Source organism: Enterococcus sp. AZ196, assembly GCF_050498845.1.
GTDB classification, from domain to species: domain Bacteria; phylum Bacillota; class Bacilli; order Lactobacillales; family Enterococcaceae; genus Enterococcus_A; species Enterococcus_A murrayae.
In genome coordinates this window covers 768,830-789,828 of the sequence record NZ_JBIPAM010000001.1, presented here as the reverse complement: position 1 = coordinate 789,828, position 20,999 = coordinate 768,830, and the positions used below count along the sequence as shown (strand labels likewise).

Below are 20,999 nucleotides of genomic sequence, written 5' to 3'. Positions count from 1 at the left end.
GGAGAGTGTTTGTATGAAAAAATTTGGGTTTGTTCTATTGATCTTAAGTTGTATGCCCCTCTTAGCTGCCTGCGGTTCCGGTTCAGCTGAGAAAACAAATAAAATAAAAATCGGGGCCTCGCCAACTCCTCATGCTGAAATTCTGGAACATATCAAACCAGAACTAAAAGAAAAAGGCATTGACTTGGAGATTGTAAAATTTGACGATTATGTTTTGCCGAACAAGGCGTTGGAAAATGGAGATATAGATGCAAATTATTTTTCAACAGTTCCATACTTTAATTTGCAGAAGAAAGAGAACGGCTATAAATTCTCAAATGTTGGAGCAATTCATCTTGAACCGATGGGAATATACTCTCGAAAGATAAAAAAAGTTAATGAAATACCAAATGGAGCAAAAGTCATTGTTTCTAATGTACCTTCTGAATGGGGAAGGGTACTAAATGTCTTTGTAAAAAACAATTTGATAAAAATAAAAGCAGACATAGCAATTGATAAGGCAACTTTTGATGATATAACAGAGAATCCTAAGAATTTAGTATTTGAGCATAGTGTTGATCCGACCTTGCTCACCTCGGCTTACGAAAATAATGAAGGAGACTTAGTAGCTATTAATTCAAATTTTGCCTATGAAAAGGGGCTGAATCCTGTAAAAGATTCATTGATGATCGAACAAAATGATTCTCCGTATGTAAATATTGTAGCAACAAGAACAGAAGACAAAAGCAGTAAAGAAATCAAGATCATCGTGGAAGCTTTACATGAACCAAAAATCCAAAAATGGATAGAGAAAAAATGGGGCGGTTCAATTGTGCCCGTCAATAATTAATCAAGAGAAAGAGTTGGTGAATATAATGGAACGAGCAATTTTTGCAGGTGGCTGTTTTTGGTGTATGGTAAAACCCTTTGATACTCTATCAGGAATCGAATCAGTGATTTCTGGTTATACTGGCGGTGAGAAAGAAAATCCAACATACTTGGAGGTGAAGAGCGGCACGACGGGTCACACAGAGGCGGTTGAGATCATTTATAATCCTGAATTAATCTCCTATGAAGAACTGGTAGAAATTTATTGGCAGCAAACCGATCCAACAGATGACTTTGGTCAGTTTGAAGATCGTGGGAGCAGTTATCGTCCGGTTATCTATTATTTTAACGAGCAACAAAGAAGAATCGCGAAAAAAAGTCGAGATGCACTGCAAAATAGTGGGCGATTTAATCAGCCGATCGTAACGCAGATTGAAGCAGCGAGAACTTTTTATCCTGCCGAAGTTGAGCACCAAGATTACTACCAAAGAAATCCAGAAAATTATCAAAAAAATGCAGAGCGAAGAAAAAAATTTATTCGTGAATTCTGGTAAGTTCAGCAACCGTGAATGCTCTTATTTCAAAAAAGTATGAAAACTGAGAGGAGTTTATTAGACTCAGCAACGCATGAGTTAAAGGAGATGACTAACTAATGATAACTTCACGAATTGACACAATTTTCAATACCAATATAGAAAAGGTCTGGCAGATCGTGACAAATGCAAAATGGAGGAGTGATCTCAATAAAATTGAAATGATTGAAGATTAGAAGATTTTCATTGAGTGTACGAATCAAAATTATTCTACAAAATTTATGATCACTGATTTTTACTTACTGGAGTTATTCTCATTCAGGATGGAGAATGGCTAGGTGAATTTTAGCGTTGGACAAGAAAAAGACAAAAATTGTCTTTGCTGAAGAAGTGAATGTAAAAAAAATTTTATGAGACCTTTTATCAAAAGTTTAAAAAAAGAAGAAAACCTGTGTTGACGATCTGACTAGTTTTTCAGGATAGTAACTTTATAGTGACTATTATATGGAAAACAACCATCCGCTTCCTTATAAATGAAGCGGATGGTTTCTATTCTAATAATTCTTTTTGAAATACGCAGCTTCAGAGGAGCGTTGTTTTAATTGCTCTATATTAATAATCTGAAATCTTCGTTTTTCACGTTTCAAAATACCAGAATCGCATAATTTGTTCAATAAACGCAGTAAATGACGATAACTAACTCCAATAGTAGCAGCTACATCAGTCAAATTATCAAAAAAATAATACTTATAAGAACCTTGAAGTATATAGGTGCATAAGCGTTGTTCTCCTGAGTATAGTGCATTAGAAGTGTAATTATGGGAGCTATTAATCAGATTCTCCGAAAGTCCTTTAGCTAACGTCGTCATAAAAGTGAGATTTTTGAAAATTGTATCTTGATCATCTTGAAACGGAACGATGATAACTTCAAAGGGCGAAAGAGTAATGACCGAAGCTGTAGCGTAAACTGTATTGGACATCAATTCAACGTCACCAATCAAACCACTTGATAGATAATAAGCTAGAACTAAATCCTTACCACTAGGGGCACTTGTACAAACTTTGGCCTTGCCTGAGACAACGATCATAATGTATTTATACTCAACACCTTGAGAAAAAATCGTTTCTCCCGATTTGAAACGACGAACCTCACAAACCAATTGATGGTCTAATAAACCATACTTACTGAGCAAATCAAGATGATGTTTATCTAAATTACCTGTCATAGGATGTCCCTCATTTCTGCTATTACTTCATTAAATATTGAAAATGGTCTTTATATGCATTTTACTATTAATTTGATTTGAATGCTCACAATCGATCGAAACAATTATGTCGAGTTCTTAAAAAATAGAAATTTAAAATGAAAACAAAATATTTTCAAAATAAAATTCAAATTAATATTACGTTGTAATGATTCGTCATTTTTATGTTACCAGTCTTTTTAATGATGTGATAATCCTATAATTTCAACCAAATATTTAAAAGAGAGTGTTGTTTTTTTAGAACGTAATTCTTGTGGCAAGATGTTTATGCTTTTTTCAAAGTTATTTTAAATGATTTGTATTTTTGTAAAAATCTTATGTGAAGTATGCTACAATTATTCTGTATTGAAAACGATTGCAAATAAAGGAGGATAATTGTATGACAAAAACTGTAATAGTAGGTACAAATCATGCTGGCATTGCTGCAGCCAATACGCTTTTGGACAATTTTGAAGATCAAGAAGTGGTGATGATTGATCGAAATAACAATCTCAGCTACTTAGGGTGTGGAACTGCACTATGGGTAGGAAGACAAATCGACTCTTATGAAGGTCTGTTTTATACTAAGCGGGAAGATTTTGAAGCAAAAGGTGCTAAAATTTTTATGGAAACAACTGTTGAGAGCATCGATTATGATCAGAAAGAGGTTCGCTGTTTATCAAAAAATGGGGATTCCTTTGTTGAAACATATGATAAATTGATTTTAGCTACTGGTTCTGTTCCGATTTCACCAAAAGTTCCAGGGCGTGATTTGGGAAATATTCATTTTTTGAAGCGATTCCAAGATGGGCAGGCAGTTGATGAGCTTTTAAATACTGATGATGTTGCTAACGTTGCAGTTATTGGCGCCGGATACATTGGTGTCGAAATTGCTGAAGCAGCAAAACGTCGTGGCAAAAACGTCCTATTATTCGATGCGATGGAACGTTCTCTACCAAGCTATTATGATAAATGGTTTACTGATGATATGGATGCTGTTTTGAAGGAGCATGAAATCGACTTACATTTTGGTGAATTAGCTATGGAATATAAAGGAAGCGGTAAAGTTGAATCAATTGTGACTGATAAAGGTGAATATAAAGTTGATTTAGTTATTAATGCGATTGGATTTTTACCAAATAATGATTTAGCAAAGGATCATTTGGAACTATTTAAGAATGGTGCCTATCTCGTTGATCGTCACCAGCAAACAAGTGATCCAGACGTTTATGCTGTAGGAGATTGTGCGACGATTTATTCAAATGCACTTCAAGATACGACTTATATCGCGTTAGCAACTAACGCGGTACGTTCTGGAATCGTTGCCGGATACAATGTTGGTGGAGTAGGGCTAGAGTCAACTGGGGTACAAGGATCAAATGGTATCTCAATTTTTGGACTGCATATGGTTTCGACTGGCTTATCAGTAGAAGCAGCAGGAAAACATGGAGTTGCTGTCAAGTATACTGACTTTGAGGATTTACAGCGACCAGGATTTATGAAGAAAAATGCCAATGTAAAAATCCGAATCGTGTACGAAGAGGATACTCGCCGAGTAGTCGGTGCTCAATTATCATCTACTGAGGATATTTCTGGTGTGATTCATATGTTCTCACTAGCAATTGAAGAGCAAGTAACGATCGATAAATTGAAACTCTTGGATATTTTCTTCTTACCTCATTTCAATCAGCCATACAATTATATTACGATGGCTGCTTTAAGCGCAGAATAATTAGTAAAACGGAGCTGTTGCATTTTTGCGACAACTCCGTTTTCTGTTTACTCGGCTATAGTTAAAATATCTAGAATTTTTTGATAGTTTTGATCTTGAAAGATTTGATAATTCAAATTTTTATATAATTTAACAGCATGGTGACTCCAGGTTTGCGTATTTAGATAAAGATCTTGGTCAGGATAATTCTCGTGAAGAATTTGAGTGACGCGAATCGCTAGAGCTTTTGCTAATCCTTTCCTTTGCTCTTCCGGAATAACACCTAACCAGTGAAGACGGGGATAATCATCTTTTGTCCACCATGCAGTAAAGGTAGCAACTTTTTCGCCTAAAGGATTTTCGACGAAAAGCATTCTCTTTTTCAACTCATTTTGAAAAGGGGTGAAGGATTTTTTGAAATAATCTGCTGCGTCCTTTTCTGTATCAAATTCTAAGACAGCTGTTTCGATACGACACCAATCCTTTTCATCACCTAGTTGATAGAAAACTATCTGATACCCTTCAGGTAGTTGAATTTCTGGTAACGAAGGAGCATTTGACGGGCGGAACATTGTGAATGGAATAAAAGGAACTGATTTATCCAACATAACAAGACCTCCATTTTTCATCTTAACAAAATCGTATCACGCTAGAAATACAAAAGCTAGTCAGTATCTTATTATTTCAATAAAAATACTTGTTCCCTAGAAAAATATCTATTATTAAAAAAATGGAGCCATTGCGTGAGATAGGTATTATATAATGGATAGAGAATTCAGAATTGTTCGGGCTTGTCAAGGGATCTCCGCAATTTTACAGCCAGAGATTTATTGCAGCTTATGAATAATGAAAAAGTTTAGGAGGCAATTTTATGGTGAGAAGAGTATTTTTTAGTTTTTATTATGAGAATGATTTATCAAGAGCAATGGTGATTAAAAATAATTGGGCTTTAAAAGAAAATGAAGAGTCTGGTTTTATTAACAAGGCTGAGTTTGAACGAATCAAACGTGATGGCGAGGAGAGTATTAAACGATGGATAGATAAGCAATTATCTGGCACTTCAGTAACAGTCGTATTAATTGGGAGTGAAACATTAGATTCCAAATATGTTCAATACGAAATTGAGCAAAGTCATGAAAGAGGCAACGCAATTATTGCGTTAAAAATCGGAAAAGTCAAAAATTTAAGTCAGAAAACATCTATCAGTCAGTCGGTAGTAAAGATCATTGGAAAGAAGAAAAACGGCGAGCTGCTTTGGTTTGATGAGATTATAGACAGAGAATATGATTACATCAAAAATGATGGATTCAACAATCTTGAGAAATGGATTGAAAATGTTGATAAAGTGAAAGAGAAATAAAAATTTCTTTTCCGATTATCTATTTATCTATGTGGATTTCTAGAGAAGGTTACTGACTATTTTTAAAGGAGAGAATGAAGATAATAAAGGGGAAAAAGGATACAGGCTTTCTGAGAGAGAGAAAAAGGACAAGCAATTGAACGAATAAGTTCATTTCTTGTCCTTTTCAACTATTTTGATAATGCCAAAGCCAGTGCTTTTTGCACGGCTACGATATTTTTATCTTTTCTAAATTGAATCGTTTCTGCAGGTAGTTCGGCACTAGAAATCCAAATTTTTAATTCCGCATCTAAATCGAAATGTCCGCTGGTCTCTACTGAAAAGCGTGAGATTGAGCGATATGGAATTGATTTATACTCAACCTTCTTGCCTGTCATGCCCTGCTTATCAACTAAAATTAAGCGAAAGTCAGTAAATACGATCAAATCGCGAACTAGTTTAAAGGCCAAGGAAACAGTTTCACCTGTTATTAGTACATCTTCTAATTTTTTTTCAACAGTCAGATTATTATGCTGACTGGCATTTCCCATTAATCCATCAAAAATACTCATAAAGGCACCTCTTCTTATTATTAGATAAAGTAATTCTAGCTGATAATTCATAGAAAAACCACTCCTAACAAATGGAATAAGCTTGAAATAAAAGCCATTGTTTTCACAATGAAACTTTTTGTTTTTTTAAATAAAATGTTCTTGCTTATCGAATAGGGTTTCGTTATACTCGGAAGGGAAAAGAGCCCGGTTTCGAAATTGGGAGGTAGGAGGTGTTCTCATGCTTAAAAACTATCAACGGTGACTGTGAAACCAATCATTACTTAGAGTTTCTAAGCAAGTAGAACAAATGACTTTCCTCCGACTCACTTTTTTTGCAACCAGCTAAAAAGGCTATTCAGTGTGCAGAAAAATAATAACATGGAGGAACATACTTAATAAGTATGTTTTTTTGTTGTGTATAAATGAAGTCTTTGTGGCTACTGAAAACGTTTCAAGTGAAAATACAAACTTTAAAGGAGCAGAAAGATGAAAAAATTCTTAGCAGTAATTAGCTGTTTGTTATTAACAGCAGTAGTTGTTTATTCAAAAACTGAAGAGGTTCATGCAGCAGATAAATCTGTAAAAGTGCAACGCTTGGTGAAGAGCAAAGATATTAAGTCAGATGATTTCTTTGTTGATGCTAAATGGTTAAAGAATAAAATGAAAGATGACGATAAAACGGTTGTGATCGAAGCTTCCTATGGCGAAGGAAAAGACTACAAAAAAGCTCATATTCCAGGAGCGTTTCATATGGATACTATGGAAATTGAAACCGAAGAAAGCACTTGGAATATCCTAGATGCTGAAACGTGTAAAGAAGTTTTCCTAAAACGCGGCGTAACAAAAACAACTCCTGTAGTAGTATATTCCAGTGATATTAATGCTGCTGCCCGCATTGCTTTTGTAGCTTATTGGTTAGGTGTTGACGACGTGAAGATTTTAGACGGCGGTTTAAAGGCTTGGGAAAAAGCAGATTATAAGGTTGAAAAAGGCAATGAAGAGGCTAAAGCAGCAAAAGACTTTGGAGCTGATGTTCCTGGACGTCCTGAAAGCTTAATCTCAACATCAGATGATTTGCTAGCAGCTAAAGATAAAAATCCTGATTTAGTTCTTGCAAGCATTCGTTCATGGAAAGAATTTACAGGAAAGACAAGCGGCTATGATTATATTGAAAATGCGGGTGAACCCGAAGGCGCAGTTTACGCGAAATCGAGTAAAAGTAGCGCGGACGTGGCTCAATTAATGAATAATGATGGTACAGTCAAAGAACCGACCAAGATTTTTGCTGCTTGGGAAAAATGGGGAATTACTCCAGATAAAGAAGTTGCTTTTTATTGTGGAACGGGTTGGCGTGCAGCAACTGCCTTCTTTATTACTAAGCAAGAAGGTTGGAAAGATGTTAAATTGTTTGATGGTGGATGGTATGACTGGGATATCGCTCATCAAAAGGATCCTAGTAAGTACCCAGTTCAAGTTGGCGACCCAAGAGATAAAGACAAAGTGAAAATATTAAACTAATGAAAGTCTTAAAGTATTTGCTTCACCTATTACAACTAGGATTGATTTACCTTGTCTATTTAATGGATGATCTTTATAAAAATCATTTGGGTTTTATGCGAAATGTTTCTTTTTATTCGCATAAAGTAGATTCCAGCGCGTTCGGCAGCAAGTTGTTTTTGTTGCCGCTCGTGCTGGTGTTAATTGCATTGCTATTAGCCATTAGAAAAAGAGGACTTGAAAGTAGTATTTTGCTTATTTTAGGAGCAATTTTTCTGATTTGGCAAACAATTTTTAGATTAGAAACAACACCGATTTACTATTTAGTCAGCAGTATTTTGTGTTTAGGATTTCTATTACAATTACTGATTGTTTCATTGAAAAGGAGCTAATCGAACCGATGGATTACTCAGAGAAAACAATTGAAATGGCACAAATAATCGCGGAAAATTGTACAAGTTGTAAACGGTGCATGAAAGATTGTTTGTTCCTGCAAACATATTGCGAAGATCCGCAAAAAATGTTTCACCGATTTCTTGAAGAAGGACTTGAACCAATTATTCCATATTCTTGTATGTTATGCGGTCGCTGCACTGTAGTATGTCCGTTGAAATTAAAATTAGATGAAGCTTTTTTAGCGATGCGACAAGATTTAATCAAAGAAGGACTACCCTTAAAACAGTTAAAAAGTGTTGAGATGCATCAGAAACTTTCAACGAGCAAAGTATTTTCAGCAGTGAATCGAGGGGATATGAAATGAAATATGGTTTTATGGCAGGATGTGCACTAAGTTCAAGCAATCCAAAGCAAATTGGCCTAATTATCGAGTACCTAAAAAAATATTATCCTGATTTAGCGATTATTCAAGGATGTTGCGGGAAACCAACACGAATGATCGGACAAGAGCAATTGTTTCAAAAACGCTTCAGCCGCTTAACTGAACAAGTTCAGTTGGCAAATATCGACGAATTGATTGTAGCATGTCAAGGTTGTATCAAAACAATGACAATTCAGGACCAGTTTCCTACCTCATCATTGTGGGTGAAGATGGCTGAACTGGGATTGCCGCAAGAACTAATTGGCAAAGCAGAGAGAAGTGATGTTGTTTTTTCAGTTCAAGATTCTTGTCCCACCAAAGAAATAACGGAAATTCATCAGGCCGTTCGCTATTTATTAGAGCAATTAGGGTATCAAGTCGCTAAAAATCGGTTAACCGGGAAAAATACGTTGTGTTGCGGCATGGGTGGAATGTGTGGTGTTTCAAATCCAGAATTGGCAAAGGATTTTGCTGAGAAGCGTGTTCAGGATTTTAAAACAGATCACATCGTTACTTATTGTGCCAGCTGTACTTCGGCGATGATACTAGGTGGTGGACAAGCTTGGCATCTATTGGATTTAATATTTGGTGAGGTCATACATAAGAGTGATAAAACTCCAACGCACCCATTAGACAATCCATTACGAGCATGGAAAAATCGTTATCAATCGAAAAGAATAGTAACAAAAGCATAGGAGAGTATGATGAAAAAATGGTTTATTCGTTTGTTGGCAGTAGGAATGCTTTTCTCATTAACTGCCTGCAAAACTAATCAGACAAAGGAAAGTAAAACAGAACAGTCAATTAGCAGCTTCTCTGATGCTGTGAAAAAAAGTAAAGGGGAAACGGTGACTTTTTACGGGTTTGGCGGTGACGAAAAAGCGAATGCGTGGGTGGACGAGATCGTGACACCTGCAATGAAGAAAAAATATGATATTACAGTCAAACGTGTTCCAATGGATATCGATCAAATTTTGAATAAACTGACAACCGAAAAGGAAGCGGGAACTAAAGAAGGAGATATTGATGTTATTTGGATTAATGGCGAGAATTTCTACACTGCTAAACAAGCCAAGTTGCTTTATGGCCCCATTACTAAAAAGGTTGAAAGTTTTGATAAGTTAATGGCTGTTGACGGACATAATTCAAGGTATGATTTTGGAGTTGAAATTGATGGCTATGAAGTACCATACGGTAGTGCACAATTAACTTTTGCTGGGAATAGAGAGAAATTTAAGGATGGTTTCCCCAAAAATACACAGGCTTTAATGGAATATGCTAAAGCAAATCCTGGGAAAATCACTTATACTGCACCACCAGAGTTTACTGGCAGTGCATTTGTTCGCAATGTTATTTGTGATATTGTAGGCTATGATAAAGTTGAGGCAGCAAAGGCGAATAAAGAAGAGCTTTATAAGGTTATCAAACCCGGGCTAGACTACTTAAATGAAATCAAACCATACCTATGGCAAGAGGGAAAAACATATCCGACAACAACAGCAGAGCTAGATGAGATGTTTTCAGCCGGACAAATAGATATGAGCTACAGCTATTCTCAAATGCATGTAGCGAAAAAAAGAAATGATAATGAGTTCAAGCAAACATCTGAATCATTCTTATTTGATAAGGGGACGATTGCGAATCAAAGCTATTTAGCAATTGCCAGAACTTCAAAAGTTAAAGCAGGTGCGTTAGTCTTAATTAATGAGATGACTAGTGAATCTGCTCAACTAAAAAAAGCAGAAGCAAAGTATGGGTATAGCATACCTCCATTTGATCCAGAAAAATTAACTAAAGAGTCTGAACAAAAATTGACAGATCTATATAAAAATCAAGGAGTTCTTTCATTAGAAGAAATGCAGGAAAAACAAATCCCTGAAATTCAAGCGAAAAAAATTCCGATGATCGAAGCCTTATGGAAAGAGTATGTTTTACATGAGTAAAAAAAAATTATTAATCCTTCCTTTTTTATTAATAAATGGTGTTGTCATTTTTGCAGCGCTGTTTAAAGGGATACAAATTAGTTTAGGATACTATCCTCTGATTGGACTAAATCAGATTAGTTTGACAAATTACCAGCAAGTCTTGAATGATCCTTTTTTTCGAAAGTCGCTAGGTTACAGTTGCTACTTAGCACTGACCGCGACTTTTTTGTCATTATTGTTAGGAGTTGTTTTGTCTTTTCTACTATTGAAGGCGAAAACTCCTTGGCTGCATAAAATTATCGGTCTGCCCATTTCCTTACCACATATTATTGTTGCATTAATGATTATGCAACTGATTGGACAGACGGGGATAATTTCGAGGATTTTTTTTCAGTTAGGCTTGATTCAAGAGGTCGGCCAGTTTCCCTTATTTATTCATGATCCTGGAGGCGTTGGAATCATCTTGGTGTTTTTATATAAAGAGGTCCCTTATGTTGCAATAACAACTTTAGCAATTTTGCGGCAGTTGCAGTTAGGCTACGTAGAGGTAGCTAGAAATTTAGGAGCTTCGACTATTCGTATTTTTTTCTCAATAATCTTACCAATGATTCAAAAAACCTTAATGACCCTATTTATTATTTTATTCTGTTTCACATTTGCCTCCTTTGAAGTTCCTTATTTATTGGGTAATCCGAGTAATCAGACAGTGGCACTGACTGCCTATGATTTGTTTACCCAAGCAGATTTAACAACTCGACCTCAAGCTTTTGCATTGAATTTCGTGATGTCTGGCATTTGTTTAGTGGTTGCAACAATCGCTTTGATCATTAGCCGGATTTTACCGGGAGGGAGAAAAGCAGCATGAAGATATTATTTAAAAGGGGCTATTTTTCTTTATTTTTTTCAGTGATACTTGTGCTCTTTCCTTTAATTCTTTTATTTTTATGGTCATTCAGCACAAAGTGGATGTATCCTGCTGTTTATCCACAAGAATTTGCTATAAAAGTTTATAAACAAATGATAAGTGAACCAAATTTTTGGACAGCAGTAATTAACAGCGTAGTAATTGCCTTGGCTACAACAGGAATAAGCGTTGCCATAGCTTTGCCAGCCGCAAGGTACTTTGCTTTTCAAAAAAAAATAGCGCATCGCTTTATCGAGATCGTGATATATCTACCATTGATTTTGCCTGCAATTGCAATTATTACATCTAGTCAAGTTTTATTTCTGCAGCTTCGTTTGACGGGGACTTTTTTAGGAATAATTCTGCTTCATACATATTTATGTTTACCTTATGCAATGCAAATTTTATTGGAAAGTTATCGTCAGCTGGGAGAGGGATATAGTTTGACTGCTCAGTCTTTGGGCGCTAACTCATGGACGATTTTTCGACAGATTACTTGGCCGTTATTACGACCGGGAATAACGACCTCTGCGATCTTTGTTTTCATTGTCTCTTGTAGTCAGTATTTACCAACTTTCTTTATTGGAGGCGGAAAGATTATTACCTTGCCGTTATTGTTACTTCCTTATGCAAATAATGGTCGCTTCGGATTGGCTTCATCATATAGTTTGGTCTTTTTAGGAGTTACAATGCTTGGGGGTTATATCTTAAAAATAGTTATAGGAGGAGCGCAACGTGGGTCTAAGCATTAGTGAGCTTCAATTAAATTATGGTAAAAATAAAATATTAAAGGACATCTCTTTTAATGTGGTAGAAGATGAGATCATTGCACTTTTTGGACCATCGGGTGTTGGAAAGACCAGTCTTCTTAAAATGATTGCAGGTATTCAGCAAGTCGATAAGGGAACGATTACTTTTACTAATGGGTTTTCCCAAGAAACGACTGTATTAGTTTTTCAGGATTTTTGGCTCTTTCCTCATATGACTGTAGTTGAGAACATCGCCTTTGGATTGAAAGCACGTAAATTTTCTAAAGAAACTATTATTCAGAAAATCAATAAAATCATTAATGTTTTTAATCTTGACGGGCTTGAAAACCATTTTCCAGATCAATTATCAGGGGGACAAAAACAGCGAGTAGCGTTGGCACGAGCCATTGTTCTAGAACCTAAATTGTTGCTACTTGATGAACCTTTTGCTAATTTGGACAGTCATTTGAAAGATTCGATGCGAGATTATATCCGCCGTTTACAAAGAGAATACAGCTTTAGTGTTATCTTGGTTACCCATGACAGGGAAGAAGCATTTCAATTGGCTGATCGGATGATTATTTTGTTGGATGGTAAAATTCAACAAATCGGCAAACCAAAGGATATTTATTTCTATCCGGCCAATCAAAAGGTAGCCGAAACTATCGGAGAAAGTAATTTAATTCCTGGAATTATTCATGAGAATATTTTTCGAATAAATGGTACTGAATTAGTGGTGAAAAATCCAGAAAAAATTCGTGGCGAAGCCTCGCTCTTTGTTCCTTTTGGCACAGAGATTCAAATTAGTGGAGATGGGCTGCCGGCAATGGTTGAATGTATCGAGTGGTCGCCAAAGGGGCAACGTGTTCAAGTAAAAATCGGCGAAACATATTGTACGTTCACTAATATCACACAAAAAATGATTAGTGAAGAACAAATATTTTTAACATTTAATGAGAAGCTACAGGTGATTCCACGATGATATCGATTATTATTCCGGTTTTAAATGAAGAGAAGCATATTGAACGTTTATTGCAGCAATTAAGTGAGTTAGAAACAAGTATCTCCTATGAAATAATCGTTGTCGACGGAGGAAGTCAGGATCAAACAGTAATGATTGCTAGAAAATCAGCTCAAGTGTATCAATTAAAGGATACCAATCGCGGTGCACAGCTAAAATATGGGGTCGAAAAAAGTTCTGGTGAATTTTTATGGTTTTTGCATGGTGATAGTCGACTAGGTAGCACTCGAAATCTATTAGAACAAATTCAATCGGCTTTGGGAGATGATGGTTGTTATAGTGCCGGCTTTTTTGAATTATCATTTGATTCATCAGATTTTTTCTACCGTTATTTAGCTATCACTTCAAATTTACGAGCACGTTATCTTGGTTTAATATTTGGTGATCAGGGGATGTTTACCAAGCGAAGTTGTTATGAAAAGATTGGCGGATTTGAGCCTATCCCGTTAATGGAGGATTGGCGGTTGAGTCGAAGATTAAAACAGCTAGGAAATTTTTATCAATTACCTGTACGAATCATCACATCAAGTCGTCGTTTTCACAAAGGCAAACTGCGAACACACTTAAAAATGCATAAGATCAAGCTATTTTATTTGATGGGGATGTCACCTGATAAGCTGATGCACCGATATTACAAATAAGAAGGAGTCATCCATGATAGAAAAGATTCGAGAGTATTTGAAAGAGAGAATGCTAATTGATGAGTTGCGGTTGGAAGAGCCGTTTACAGTAGAGTTTCTAGCGCAGGGAGAATATAACCAAAATTTTCTGATTTCAGACAGCAAAAGGAAATATGTTTTTCGTTTAAATTATGGCAGCCAATTGCATTTAAAGAATCAAATTCGATATGAGTATCAAGCCTTGAAGTGGCTGGAACGAACAAATAGAACGCCAAAAGTTTATTATGTGGACGATAGTTGCCAAAGCTTTCCTCAAGGGCTATTGATTATGGAATTTTTATTTGGGTCGCCGTTAAATTATCAAAGTGATTTGAAAGAGGCTGCGTTGATTTTTGGGAAAATCCATCAGCAACCAATTGATGAATCAGCAGAGAATTTTTTTATAAAAGAAAAAGCAGGAATTTTGTCTGCTCGTGTGTTGGAATGCCAGCATTTGTTAGAGTCAGTTTTAACAAGTAGTTTCGTTCCACTTCAAGCGCAGCGACAATTAGCAGCTGCTTTAGAACGATGTGACAAAAATATAGGCCAGCAACGTTTTTTTAACGATCTTGATCAATGGTGCATCAATAATACAGAGGTGAACTCTCATAATTTTATTATTGGGAAAAAAGGGTTTTTGATTGATTGGGAAAAGCCAGTGATTAGCCACCCTGTTCAAGATATTTCGCAGTTTTTAGCTTCGACTACAACTCTTTGGCGCAGCAACGTGATCTTATCACAAGCTGAAAAGCACACTTTTCTTACTAGCTATCTGCAAATAACCGGCTTTGAACGTAAAGCTTTCTGGGAGGCTTTGAAAATCTATCATCCCTACTTGATGCTGCGTGCTTTATCTTGGTCGGCGATGGCTTACGACAGTTATCAAAGTGATACAAAAGAATTAAGGAATCAAGAAATTTTTGAAAAGGTTACTAGCTATTTAGATGAAACATTTTTATGTCAAGCCTTAGGAGAACGAATTATTGAATAAACACGCTTATATTTTATTTACACGAGTTCCTGTACCTAACAAAGTTAAAACTCGTCTACAAAGTTTATTAAGCGGCGAGGAGGCTTGTCAGGTTCAACTCAAGCTGTTACAGGATAGTTTTTCAAAATTTAGAAGTTTAAATGAATCTGGTATTGATCTTTACCTTGCATACTCTAATGAAGGGGATCCATCAGATTTACTTTCGATTCTGCCAAATAGCTTCACTGCTTTTCCACAAAAGGGGGAAACAATCGGTCAACGAATGAATCATGCAATGAAACATCTTTTTGGTAAGGGGTATGAAAAAGTGGTGTTAACCGGCAGCGACATTCCCAATTTAAATGCAGAAATAGTCTTTGATGCCTTTACTCAGATGCAAGAAGTTGTACTAGGACCTTCACCTGATGGCGGTTATTACTTAATCGGCTGTTATCAAGAAATTGATTTAACTCCAATTTTTGAGACAGATATTGATTGGGGAGAAAGTGAAGTACTGAATGAAACCCTGACTCGACTGCCAGGAATTGATGTGACACTATTATCACCGCTACAAGATATTGATTATCCTATAGATTTAAAAAAAATTCGCTATGGATTGAAAGAAGAGAATCATCATTTTAAACACTGGCTGCAAGAAAATAGAGGACTATTAGAATGAGAAAAATTATTTTTGATTGTGACAATACATTCGGTCTATTGAATCGGGATATAGATGATGGCTTAACCTTACTCTATTTGTTAGGAGCGCCAATAGTTGATTTACTAGGTGTAACCTTGACATTTGGAAATGCACGTTTAACAGAAGTGGCTAAAATAACTCAGGAAATGAAAAAGCGTTTTGAATTAGCTTTTGACTTTTATCCTGCGGGTATGTCTGATCGCTCTGCGGCTAATTTTCTGGTAGAACAAGTCAATCGTTATCCGAATGAAATTACGATTTTAGCAACGGGGGCTCTAACCAATTTGGCTGATGCTCAGGAAATTGATCCAGCTTTTTTTTCAAAAGTTCATGAGATTGTATTGATGGGCGGTACTATTGAGCCACTGCTAGTAAATCAACAGAAAGTTGCAGAGTTGAACTTTTCGTCTGATCCTATTGCGGCTAAAGCTGTCTTACTAAGTCAAGCAAGAATAACTGTTATGAACGGTCATATGACAGCAGAAGCATTCTTTTCGAAAAAGGAAATGCACGAGTTTTTACTCTCAACAACAAATGTGATTACATCAGAAGCTCAAAGCTGGCTTAGTGAAACTTTGGAAAACTGGATAAAATGGAACGAAAAAGTTTTCAATTTCAGTGGTTTTTGTAATTGGGATGTGACAACAGCTGTGTATTTAGAGCGGCCAGAGTTATTCAGTGATGAATACTATTTTTTATCAAATGAACAGCCGGAACTATCTAAAGGGCAGATGAGTCTATCTGATGAATCAAAATATATTGTGAAGATGCCTAAAAAACTTTTGAATATTTCTGTTTTTAATCAATTGGTTATTAAACGAATGACAGCCGGACTGAAAAGTAACTGATTTATCTTGGTTTTGAAATGAGAGAGGTATTTGGTTGAAAAAAATTATTTCATTTATTTTATTTGTGCTATTGGTAATTTTTCTAGCCTATCAATTTGGGCTAGTTGATTTCTTGACTGATATTGCCGCACTAAGAGCTTATTTAGAAAATCTTGGTTGGCGGGGCTATTTGATTTTTATTCTATTATCTGTGTTAGTAGCTGTCTTTTTATTGCCTGGGCAATTCTTAGCAATTGTGGGCGGCTTGGCTTATGGTGGATTTGTGGGAGGAGCATTGACAATTATTGGTGCTTCTCTTGGGGCAAGTATTTCTTTCGTTCTTGGGAAGTACGTGGCGCGGGACTATATTTTACAACGTTTTGGTAATGATTTGACCTTTCAAAAAATTGAAAAGGGTGTTAGAGAAAATGGCATTTCTTTTTTAATCTTTACTCGATTGGTTCCGATTTTCCCTTATGCAATTCAGAGCTATGCGTATGCAATGACGCCAATGAGTATAAAAAAATTTAGTATCATTTCTTTTGTAACGATGATGCCTGCTAGTTTCATTTATGCGTTCATGGCCTCTGAGATAGCTTCCAAAGGAGTTTCAATGACCTTATTGCTGGAATTTGCAGGTGCAGGGCTTCTTTTAGCTCTATTAGCTTATCTTCCAAAAAAAATCAGCAAGAAAATCAATCAGCTCAATTCAGAGTATAAAAATGATTAATCCATTCTTCAGAACGACTAGAGTAAACACCTCTGGTCGTTTTTTGTTTCTTGTTAGTTGATTATTGTGCGTTAAAGTTAACAATTACTCGATTGTTTTCTCTTAGTAGACATTCTAAAATAGATATGAGGGGGGAGATACAGATGGAAATGAATATAGGACCAATCATCATGGAAAAGCGCAAAGAAAAGCAAGTAACTCAGCAGGAGCTAGCGAATTTTGTTGGAGTATCGAAGGCTTCTGTATCAAAATGGGAAACAGGACAGACCTATCCAGATATTACTTTATTGCCGCTATTGGCGGCGTATTTTGATATAACAATTGATTCATTGCTAACTTACGAACCACAATTAGACAATCATGAGATTCAACGGATTTATGGAATGTTAAAGAATTCATTAGTTACGCAATCACCCGAAGAAGTTTTAGCGACGATTCGCAGCTTTGTTCGGCGATACTACTCATGCTACCCATTTGTGCTGCAAATGGGCTTGTTTCTTCTTAATCATGCGGACTTATTACCTGGTGAGGAAAGCATCCAGACGTATACAAAAGAAGCTCAAGAGCTATTTGTTCATGTCAGAACACAGTCAAAAAGTCCTGAGCTGATCACGCAGGCATTGAAGTATGAAGCATATACTTCATTGACTTTAAATGAGTTTGATCAAGTATTGGCTATTTTAGGAGATCAGGTGCCTACTTTATTTCCGATTGAAAGCTTGATCGCAGCGGCCCAGCAACAAAAAGGTGAGAACAGTCAAGCGGTCATCACTTTGCAGAGTGCAATATATCAATATACGACTGTCTTTCTTAGCTTTTTGGGAAATTACTTACAAGTATTGCTTAATGATCAAAAAAAGTTTTCTGAAACGGTCTCTCGAGGACTCGAATTTACAAATATTTTTAATTTTAAACAACTTCATCCAATTGCCTTAATGAATTTCCAATTGTCTGCGATTTCTGGCTATGCTCAAATGCAAAATGAGGCAGCGGTTTTTCCAATACTCAATGATTTTCTTGATGTATTAAAGCAAACAGATTTTCCAGTGGACCTTCATGGGGATGACTATTTTGATCAAGTGGATGAATGGTTGGGACAATTAGAAATTGGTCATCAATTGCCTAGAGATTCAATAAAAGTTAAAGAAAGCTTGATTAATTTTGTGATTGACAATCCAGCTTTTAACAATTTCGAAGATCAAGAACAATTGCAGACTATTTATACTGAACTGCGAATACTTAAAAGGGAGATGTCTAAGAATGAATAATTTTACATTTTTAAAAGATAATCTGCCAATTTTTTTACCATTGATTATTTTAGAGCTGATTTTAATGATTACGGCGGTCAGACATGTGCTGACACATCCTCAATATCGTTTTGGAAATAAGTCTATGTGGCTGTTTGTCGTTGTGCTTCTTCAAATTATTGGTCCAGTTATTTACTTTGCTTTTGGAAGAGGAGAAGACTGATGAACATTTTGGAGGTGAAGCAAGTTTCAAAAAAATTTGGAATGAAAAAAATTCTGAATAATTTAAGTTTAACGGTGCCAACTGGCTCGATTTTTGGTTTTGTTGGAGAAAATGGTGCGGGAAAAACTACCACAATGAAGATAATCTTAGGCTTAGAAGAAAAAAATAGTGGTGAAATCTTAATTAAAAAAATACCAGTTCACTTTGGAGACAATCAAACAAATCATTTAACGGGTTATTTACCTGATGTACCTGAATTTTATAATTACATGTCTGCTAAAGAGTACTTGAAATTTTGCGGTGAAATCACTGGACTTTCCAAAGAACAGCTGAAGAATAAGATCCCTGAGATTATGTCATTAGTAGGTTTAACTGATGATAAAAAGAAAATTAAAGGATATTCACGAGGAATGAAGCAGCGCTTAGGAATTGCACAGGCTTTATTAAATGATCCAGAGCTATTGATCTGTGATGAACCAACTTCTGCTTTAGATCCTAGCGGACGCAACGATTTTCTCGAGATGTTAGCAACGTTGCGAGGAAGAACAACCATTCTATTTTCTACACACATTTTAAGCGATGTGGAACGAATATGTGATTATGTAGGTATCTTAAATAAAGGTGAACTGGTTGTGAGTGGTAAAATAAATGAACTGAAAAGACAATTTGCGAAAGATCAAATTGAAATTGAATTCTCTAATAAGGATGGAATTAATCGTTTTTCTAGGGAATTAGACAAATTAAACGATCAACAGGTAATCAAAGATTATTCATTTCTATCAAAAAAAAATTCATTCATTTTAAACTATTCGCAAGGGTACGACGCGGTTGCACTAAGACTTTTTCAACTGTTCGAGAACTGTGAGTTGTATCCAAAATCAATCAAAAAAATTGATCCCTCTTTAGAATCCATCTTTTTGGAGGTGATTCAGTGAGGAATTTATACTATTTTACGAAAAAGGAACTATTTGAAAGTTGGCGTACGTACCGCCTTTTACTTTTAGTAATAATATTTTTGATTTTTGGCTTAATGAACCCTTTGTTGGCAAAGCTGACACCGGAAATCGTCAAAATGGCGATCAGCGAAGAAATGGCAAAAACAATTCCTAAACCAACTTCATTAGATTCTTGGACGCAATTTTATAAGAATCTCAATCAAATAGGGCTGATCGTTTTGGCCTTAATGTTTAGCGGAACTGTTAGCAATGAGATCAGTAAAGGGACATTGATCAACTTGGTTACAAAAGGACTCCGACGTTGGACGATCATCATTGGGAAAACAATCAGTTTGATGCTCCAATGGAGTTTTTGTTTGTTAGTGACTTTCTTAGTAACTTGGGGATACACGGCTTACTATTTTCCTGATAATAAAAGTCCATATCTATTCCATGCCGTTTTTCCTTTGTGGCTTTTCGGCCTATTGCTATTGAGTGTGATTCTATTTACTTCAACAATTGCTAGAAATAATTATGAAGGATTATTGATGAGTGGCGGCATGGTGACTTTGTTAGCACTGTTGAATATGTTTGATAAAGTAAAACGGTTTAATCCGATATCACTCACATCTCAAAACATGATCATTCTTCAAAATAGTTCAACGTTTAAAAGCTATGTTCCAGCAATGATACTCAGCATACTTCTCTTTTTTGTAGGTCTTTTTTTGAGTGTTCTGGTTTTTAATAGAAAAAAATTATGAGAGGAGAGCCCAAATTAATCAGGGCTCTTTTTCATCTATTCTAAAATAAATGATGAATGCTTTTCTAGATTTAAAAACTAACCAGTTATATACGTATACCCTTTTAAAAGAGAATGCTTATAATCAAATTTTGACAATTCACGATCCTTTAGAAGTTTATTCTTTACAAAAAAGTGTTGAACGAGAATCGTTTGAAAGTGGATGATGTCGATAATTATATGACTTCAGAAAGATTAGATGAGAGAGAGTTATAGACTTAACAAGTAGCAAAAAGGCTCCGTAAACTTACAAGGGTAATTCGCTAAGCTAGGCATGGATAACACCACTATTCTTAAGCAAGCTTTTTTACCGTAAAAAAACATCGACAAGCGTCGATGTTTTTGCTAGCTAAATAAAGATGTAAATAACGGAATAGATATAGTAAGACAATAAAAGTAATGCAACAATACACGAGAGTTTAGCCAAGAAACCTCCACGCGCTGGTTTGGTAGAACGACGTGATTGTCTGCGAGTCATTTCTTCTGGTGCAATATTTGGTATCTCAGGTTTGGATGGACGTAAAAGTACCACAGCCAATAGATCGATAAAAAGCATTCCTTGTAAAACAATGCTAACGATGAAAGTAATTTGATCTCCTCTAACCATCCTGAATAAGAATAAAACAATCATCAGAAGATCAAATAATAGTGTCAATAAAAGCGCCATAACAAAGCTCCTTCAAATAGGTTAGAATAGACAAGCTTTATTATAGCATACAACTAATAAAAAGAATTACGAATTATTTGTGAAAGATTGAAATGGAAGAATCAATTTTTCCGATTCCAGAAGGAGTAAACTATCCAATAT

At 35.7% G+C, this 20,999-nt stretch carries 25 protein-coding genes; 21 read left to right on the top strand and 4 right to left on the bottom strand.

Going from position 1 to position 20,999, the window contains the following annotated elements; genetic code table 11:
• Nucleotides 1-13: 13 nt before the first annotated feature.
• Together IGI67_RS03820 and msrA are read left to right on the top strand one after the other, a co-directional pair.
• Nucleotides 14-829, top strand: a complete 816-nt coding sequence (locus tag IGI67_RS03820) for a MetQ/NlpA family ABC transporter substrate-binding protein (protein ID WP_429956799.1) — start codon at nucleotides 14-16, stop codon at nucleotides 827-829.
• 25 nt (nucleotides 830-854) lie between these two features.
• On the top strand, nucleotides 855-1,361 hold the full coding sequence (gene msrA / locus IGI67_RS03815) for a peptide-methionine (S)-S-oxide reductase MsrA (RefSeq protein ID WP_429956798.1): 507 nt from the start codon (nucleotides 855-857) through the stop codon (nucleotides 1,359-1,361).
• A gap of 533 nt (nucleotides 1,362-1,894) precedes the next feature.
• Here msrA and IGI67_RS03810 read toward each other — a convergent pair.
• On the bottom strand, nucleotides 1,895-2,566 hold the full coding sequence (locus IGI67_RS03810) for a Crp/Fnr family transcriptional regulator (protein WP_429956797.1): 672 nt from the start codon (nucleotides 2,564-2,566) through the stop codon (nucleotides 1,895-1,897).
• A 418-nt stretch (nucleotides 2,567-2,984) separates the two neighbouring features.
• On the opposite strand from IGI67_RS03810, the gene nox reads away from it, so the two are divergent.
• Complete coding sequence (nox, locus tag IGI67_RS03805) at nucleotides 2,985-4,316, top strand: H2O-forming NADH oxidase (protein ID WP_207106627.1); 1,332 nt, start codon at nucleotides 2,985-2,987, stop codon at nucleotides 4,314-4,316.
• 47 nt (nucleotides 4,317-4,363) lie between these two features.
• On the opposite strand, the gene IGI67_RS03800 is transcribed toward nox, so the two are convergent.
• Nucleotides 4,364-4,903 (bottom strand): GNAT family N-acetyltransferase, encoded by a 540-nt coding sequence (locus IGI67_RS03800; protein ID WP_429956796.1) that lies wholly within the window; start codon nucleotides 4,901-4,903, stop codon nucleotides 4,364-4,366.
• Between the two features lie 263 nt (nucleotides 4,904-5,166).
• On the opposite strand from IGI67_RS03800, the gene IGI67_RS03795 reads away from it, so the two are divergent.
• Complete coding sequence (locus tag IGI67_RS03795; protein WP_207106625.1) at nucleotides 5,167-5,655, top strand: TIR domain-containing protein; 489 nt, start codon at nucleotides 5,167-5,169, stop codon at nucleotides 5,653-5,655.
• A gap of 170 nt (nucleotides 5,656-5,825) precedes the next feature.
• On the opposite strand, the gene IGI67_RS03790 is transcribed toward IGI67_RS03795, so the two are convergent.
• Complete coding sequence (locus IGI67_RS03790) at nucleotides 5,826-6,206, bottom strand: PH domain-containing protein (RefSeq protein ID WP_207106677.1); 381 nt, start codon at nucleotides 6,204-6,206, stop codon at nucleotides 5,826-5,828.
• A gap of 468 nt (nucleotides 6,207-6,674) precedes the next feature.
• Between IGI67_RS03790 and IGI67_RS03785 the strand changes: the two genes are divergently transcribed.
• The 17 genes from IGI67_RS03785 to IGI67_RS03705 all read left to right on the top strand — a co-directional run bounded on the left by IGI67_RS03785 (nucleotide 6,675) and on the right by IGI67_RS03705 (nucleotide 20,153).
• On the top strand, nucleotides 6,675-7,706 hold the full coding sequence (locus tag IGI67_RS03785; protein WP_207106624.1) for a sulfurtransferase: 1,032 nt from the start codon (nucleotides 6,675-6,677) through the stop codon (nucleotides 7,704-7,706).
• Nucleotides 7,706-8,077 carry a hypothetical protein gene (locus IGI67_RS03780; protein WP_207106623.1) on the top strand — a complete coding sequence of 124 codons (372 nt, stop codon included), beginning with the start codon at nucleotides 7,706-7,708 and terminating at the stop codon, nucleotides 8,075-8,077. Before IGI67_RS03785 ends, IGI67_RS03780 begins: the two co-directional genes overlap by 1 nt.
• Before the next feature lie 8 nt (nucleotides 8,078-8,085).
• Nucleotides 8,086-8,445 carry a 4Fe-4S dicluster domain-containing protein gene (locus IGI67_RS03775; protein WP_207106622.1) on the top strand — a complete coding sequence of 120 codons (360 nt, stop codon included), beginning with the start codon at nucleotides 8,086-8,088 and terminating at the stop codon, nucleotides 8,443-8,445.
• The gene (locus IGI67_RS03770; protein WP_429956795.1) at nucleotides 8,442-9,197 is read left to right on the top strand and encodes a heterodisulfide reductase-related iron-sulfur binding cluster; all 756 of its coding nucleotides are present in this window, start codon (nucleotides 8,442-8,444) and stop codon (nucleotides 9,195-9,197) included. Before IGI67_RS03775 ends, IGI67_RS03770 begins: the two co-directional genes overlap by 4 nt.
• Before the next feature lie 9 nt (nucleotides 9,198-9,206).
• On the top strand, nucleotides 9,207-10,445 hold the full coding sequence (locus IGI67_RS03765; RefSeq protein ID WP_429956794.1) for an ABC transporter substrate-binding protein: 1,239 nt from the start codon (nucleotides 9,207-9,209) through the stop codon (nucleotides 10,443-10,445).
• Nucleotides 10,438-11,292, top strand: a complete 855-nt coding sequence (locus tag IGI67_RS03760; protein WP_429956793.1) for an ABC transporter permease — start codon at nucleotides 10,438-10,440, stop codon at nucleotides 11,290-11,292. The genes IGI67_RS03765 and IGI67_RS03760 overlap by 8 nt, the downstream gene beginning before the upstream one ends.
• On the top strand, nucleotides 11,289-12,083 hold the full coding sequence (locus tag IGI67_RS03755; protein ID WP_429956792.1) for an ABC transporter permease: 795 nt from the start codon (nucleotides 11,289-11,291) through the stop codon (nucleotides 12,081-12,083). The genes IGI67_RS03760 and IGI67_RS03755 overlap by 4 nt, the downstream gene beginning before the upstream one ends.
• Nucleotides 12,067-13,062 (top strand): ABC transporter ATP-binding protein, encoded by a 996-nt coding sequence (locus tag IGI67_RS03750; protein ID WP_429956791.1) that lies wholly within the window; start codon nucleotides 12,067-12,069, stop codon nucleotides 13,060-13,062. The genes IGI67_RS03755 and IGI67_RS03750 overlap by 17 nt, the downstream gene beginning before the upstream one ends.
• On the top strand, nucleotides 13,059-13,742 hold the full coding sequence (locus IGI67_RS03745) for a TIGR04283 family arsenosugar biosynthesis glycosyltransferase (RefSeq protein WP_429956790.1): 684 nt from the start codon (nucleotides 13,059-13,061) through the stop codon (nucleotides 13,740-13,742). Before IGI67_RS03750 ends, IGI67_RS03745 begins: the two co-directional genes overlap by 4 nt.
• Nucleotides 13,743-13,755: 13 nt before the next feature.
• On the top strand, nucleotides 13,756-14,751 hold the full coding sequence (locus IGI67_RS03740; RefSeq protein WP_429956789.1) for a phosphotransferase family protein: 996 nt from the start codon (nucleotides 13,756-13,758) through the stop codon (nucleotides 14,749-14,751).
• Nucleotides 14,744-15,409, top strand: coding sequence for a TIGR04282 family arsenosugar biosynthesis glycosyltransferase (locus IGI67_RS03735; RefSeq protein ID WP_207106614.1), 666 nt, complete (start codon nucleotides 14,744-14,746; stop codon nucleotides 15,407-15,409). Before IGI67_RS03740 ends, IGI67_RS03735 begins: the two co-directional genes overlap by 8 nt.
• On the top strand, nucleotides 15,406-16,278 hold the full coding sequence (locus tag IGI67_RS03730) for a nucleoside hydrolase (protein ID WP_429956788.1): 873 nt from the start codon (nucleotides 15,406-15,408) through the stop codon (nucleotides 16,276-16,278). Before IGI67_RS03735 ends, IGI67_RS03730 begins: the two co-directional genes overlap by 4 nt.
• A 34-nt stretch (nucleotides 16,279-16,312) precedes the next feature.
• Entirely contained in the window at nucleotides 16,313-16,987 is a 675-nt protein-coding gene (locus tag IGI67_RS03725) for a TVP38/TMEM64 family protein (RefSeq protein WP_207106612.1), read from the top strand.
• Nucleotides 16,988-17,130: 143 nt separating this feature from the next.
• Nucleotides 17,131-18,255, top strand: a complete 1,125-nt coding sequence (locus IGI67_RS03720; protein WP_429956787.1) for a helix-turn-helix domain-containing protein — start codon at nucleotides 17,131-17,133, stop codon at nucleotides 18,253-18,255.
• Nucleotides 18,248-18,457, top strand: coding sequence for a PLD nuclease N-terminal domain-containing protein (locus tag IGI67_RS03715; RefSeq protein WP_207106610.1), 210 nt, complete (start codon nucleotides 18,248-18,250; stop codon nucleotides 18,455-18,457). The genes IGI67_RS03720 and IGI67_RS03715 overlap by 8 nt, the downstream gene beginning before the upstream one ends.
• Nucleotides 18,457-19,392, top strand: coding sequence for an ATP-binding cassette domain-containing protein (locus IGI67_RS03710; protein ID WP_429956786.1), 936 nt, complete (start codon nucleotides 18,457-18,459; stop codon nucleotides 19,390-19,392). The genes IGI67_RS03715 and IGI67_RS03710 overlap by 1 nt, the downstream gene beginning before the upstream one ends.
• The gene (locus IGI67_RS03705) at nucleotides 19,389-20,153 is read left to right on the top strand and encodes an ABC transporter permease subunit (protein ID WP_207106608.1); all 765 of its coding nucleotides are present in this window, start codon (nucleotides 19,389-19,391) and stop codon (nucleotides 20,151-20,153) included. Before IGI67_RS03710 ends, IGI67_RS03705 begins: the two co-directional genes overlap by 4 nt.
• Nucleotides 20,154-20,540: 387 nt before the next feature.
• On the opposite strand, the gene IGI67_RS03700 is transcribed toward IGI67_RS03705, so the two are convergent.
• Complete coding sequence (locus IGI67_RS03700) at nucleotides 20,541-20,858, bottom strand: hypothetical protein (protein WP_207106607.1); 318 nt, start codon at nucleotides 20,856-20,858, stop codon at nucleotides 20,541-20,543.
• Between the last annotated feature and the right edge of the window lie 141 nt (nucleotides 20,859-20,999).

Excerpts from the sequence above, each read along its gene's own strand:
- IGI67_RS03710 (WP_429956786.1), top strand. The coding sequence starts at position 18,457 with ATGAACATTTTGGAGGTGAAGCAAGTTTCAAAAAAATTTGGAATGAAA.
- IGI67_RS03800 (WP_429956796.1), bottom strand. The coding sequence starts at position 4,903 with ATGTTGGATAAATCAGTTCCTTTTATTCCATTCACAATGTTCCGCCCG.
- IGI67_RS03785 (WP_207106624.1), top strand. The coding sequence starts at position 6,675 with ATGAAAAAATTCTTAGCAGTAATTAGCTGTTTGTTATTAACAGCAGTA.
- IGI67_RS03765 (WP_429956794.1), top strand. The coding sequence starts at position 9,207 with ATGAAAAAATGGTTTATTCGTTTGTTGGCAGTAGGAATGCTTTTCTCA.
- IGI67_RS03755 (WP_429956792.1), top strand. The coding sequence starts at position 11,289 with ATGAAGATATTATTTAAAAGGGGCTATTTTTCTTTATTTTTTTCAGTG.
- IGI67_RS03775 (WP_207106622.1), top strand. The coding sequence starts at position 8,086 with ATGGATTACTCAGAGAAAACAATTGAAATGGCACAAATAATCGCGGAA.
- IGI67_RS03720 (WP_429956787.1), top strand. The coding sequence starts at position 17,131 with ATGGAAATGAATATAGGACCAATCATCATGGAAAAGCGCAAAGAAAAG.
- IGI67_RS03760 (WP_429956793.1), top strand. The coding sequence starts at position 10,438 with ATGAGTAAAAAAAAATTATTAATCCTTCCTTTTTTATTAATAAATGGT.
- IGI67_RS03745 (WP_429956790.1), top strand. The coding sequence starts at position 13,059 with ATGATATCGATTATTATTCCGGTTTTAAATGAAGAGAAGCATATTGAA.
- IGI67_RS03715 (WP_207106610.1), top strand. The coding sequence starts at position 18,248 with ATGAATAATTTTACATTTTTAAAAGATAATCTGCCAATTTTTTTACCA.
- IGI67_RS03770 (WP_429956795.1), top strand. The coding sequence starts at position 8,442 with ATGAAATATGGTTTTATGGCAGGATGTGCACTAAGTTCAAGCAATCCA.
- IGI67_RS03740 (WP_429956789.1), top strand. The coding sequence starts at position 13,756 with ATGATAGAAAAGATTCGAGAGTATTTGAAAGAGAGAATGCTAATTGAT.
- IGI67_RS03795 (WP_207106625.1), top strand. The coding sequence starts at position 5,167 with ATGGTGAGAAGAGTATTTTTTAGTTTTTATTATGAGAATGATTTATCA.
- IGI67_RS03790 (WP_207106677.1), bottom strand. The coding sequence starts at position 6,206 with ATGAGTATTTTTGATGGATTAATGGGAAATGCCAGTCAGCATAATAAT.
- IGI67_RS03810 (WP_429956797.1), bottom strand. The coding sequence starts at position 2,566 with ATGACAGGTAATTTAGATAAACATCATCTTGATTTGCTCAGTAAGTAT.
- msrA (WP_429956798.1), top strand. The coding sequence starts at position 855 with ATGGAACGAGCAATTTTTGCAGGTGGCTGTTTTTGGTGTATGGTAAAA.
- IGI67_RS03780 (WP_207106623.1), top strand. The coding sequence starts at position 7,706 with ATGAAAGTCTTAAAGTATTTGCTTCACCTATTACAACTAGGATTGATT.
- IGI67_RS03820 (WP_429956799.1), top strand. The coding sequence starts at position 14 with ATGAAAAAATTTGGGTTTGTTCTATTGATCTTAAGTTGTATGCCCCTC.
- IGI67_RS03730 (WP_429956788.1), top strand. The coding sequence starts at position 15,406 with ATGAGAAAAATTATTTTTGATTGTGACAATACATTCGGTCTATTGAAT.
- nox (WP_207106627.1), top strand. The coding sequence starts at position 2,985 with ATGACAAAAACTGTAATAGTAGGTACAAATCATGCTGGCATTGCTGCA.
- IGI67_RS03700 (WP_207106607.1), bottom strand. The coding sequence starts at position 20,858 with ATGGCGCTTTTATTGACACTATTATTTGATCTTCTGATGATTGTTTTA.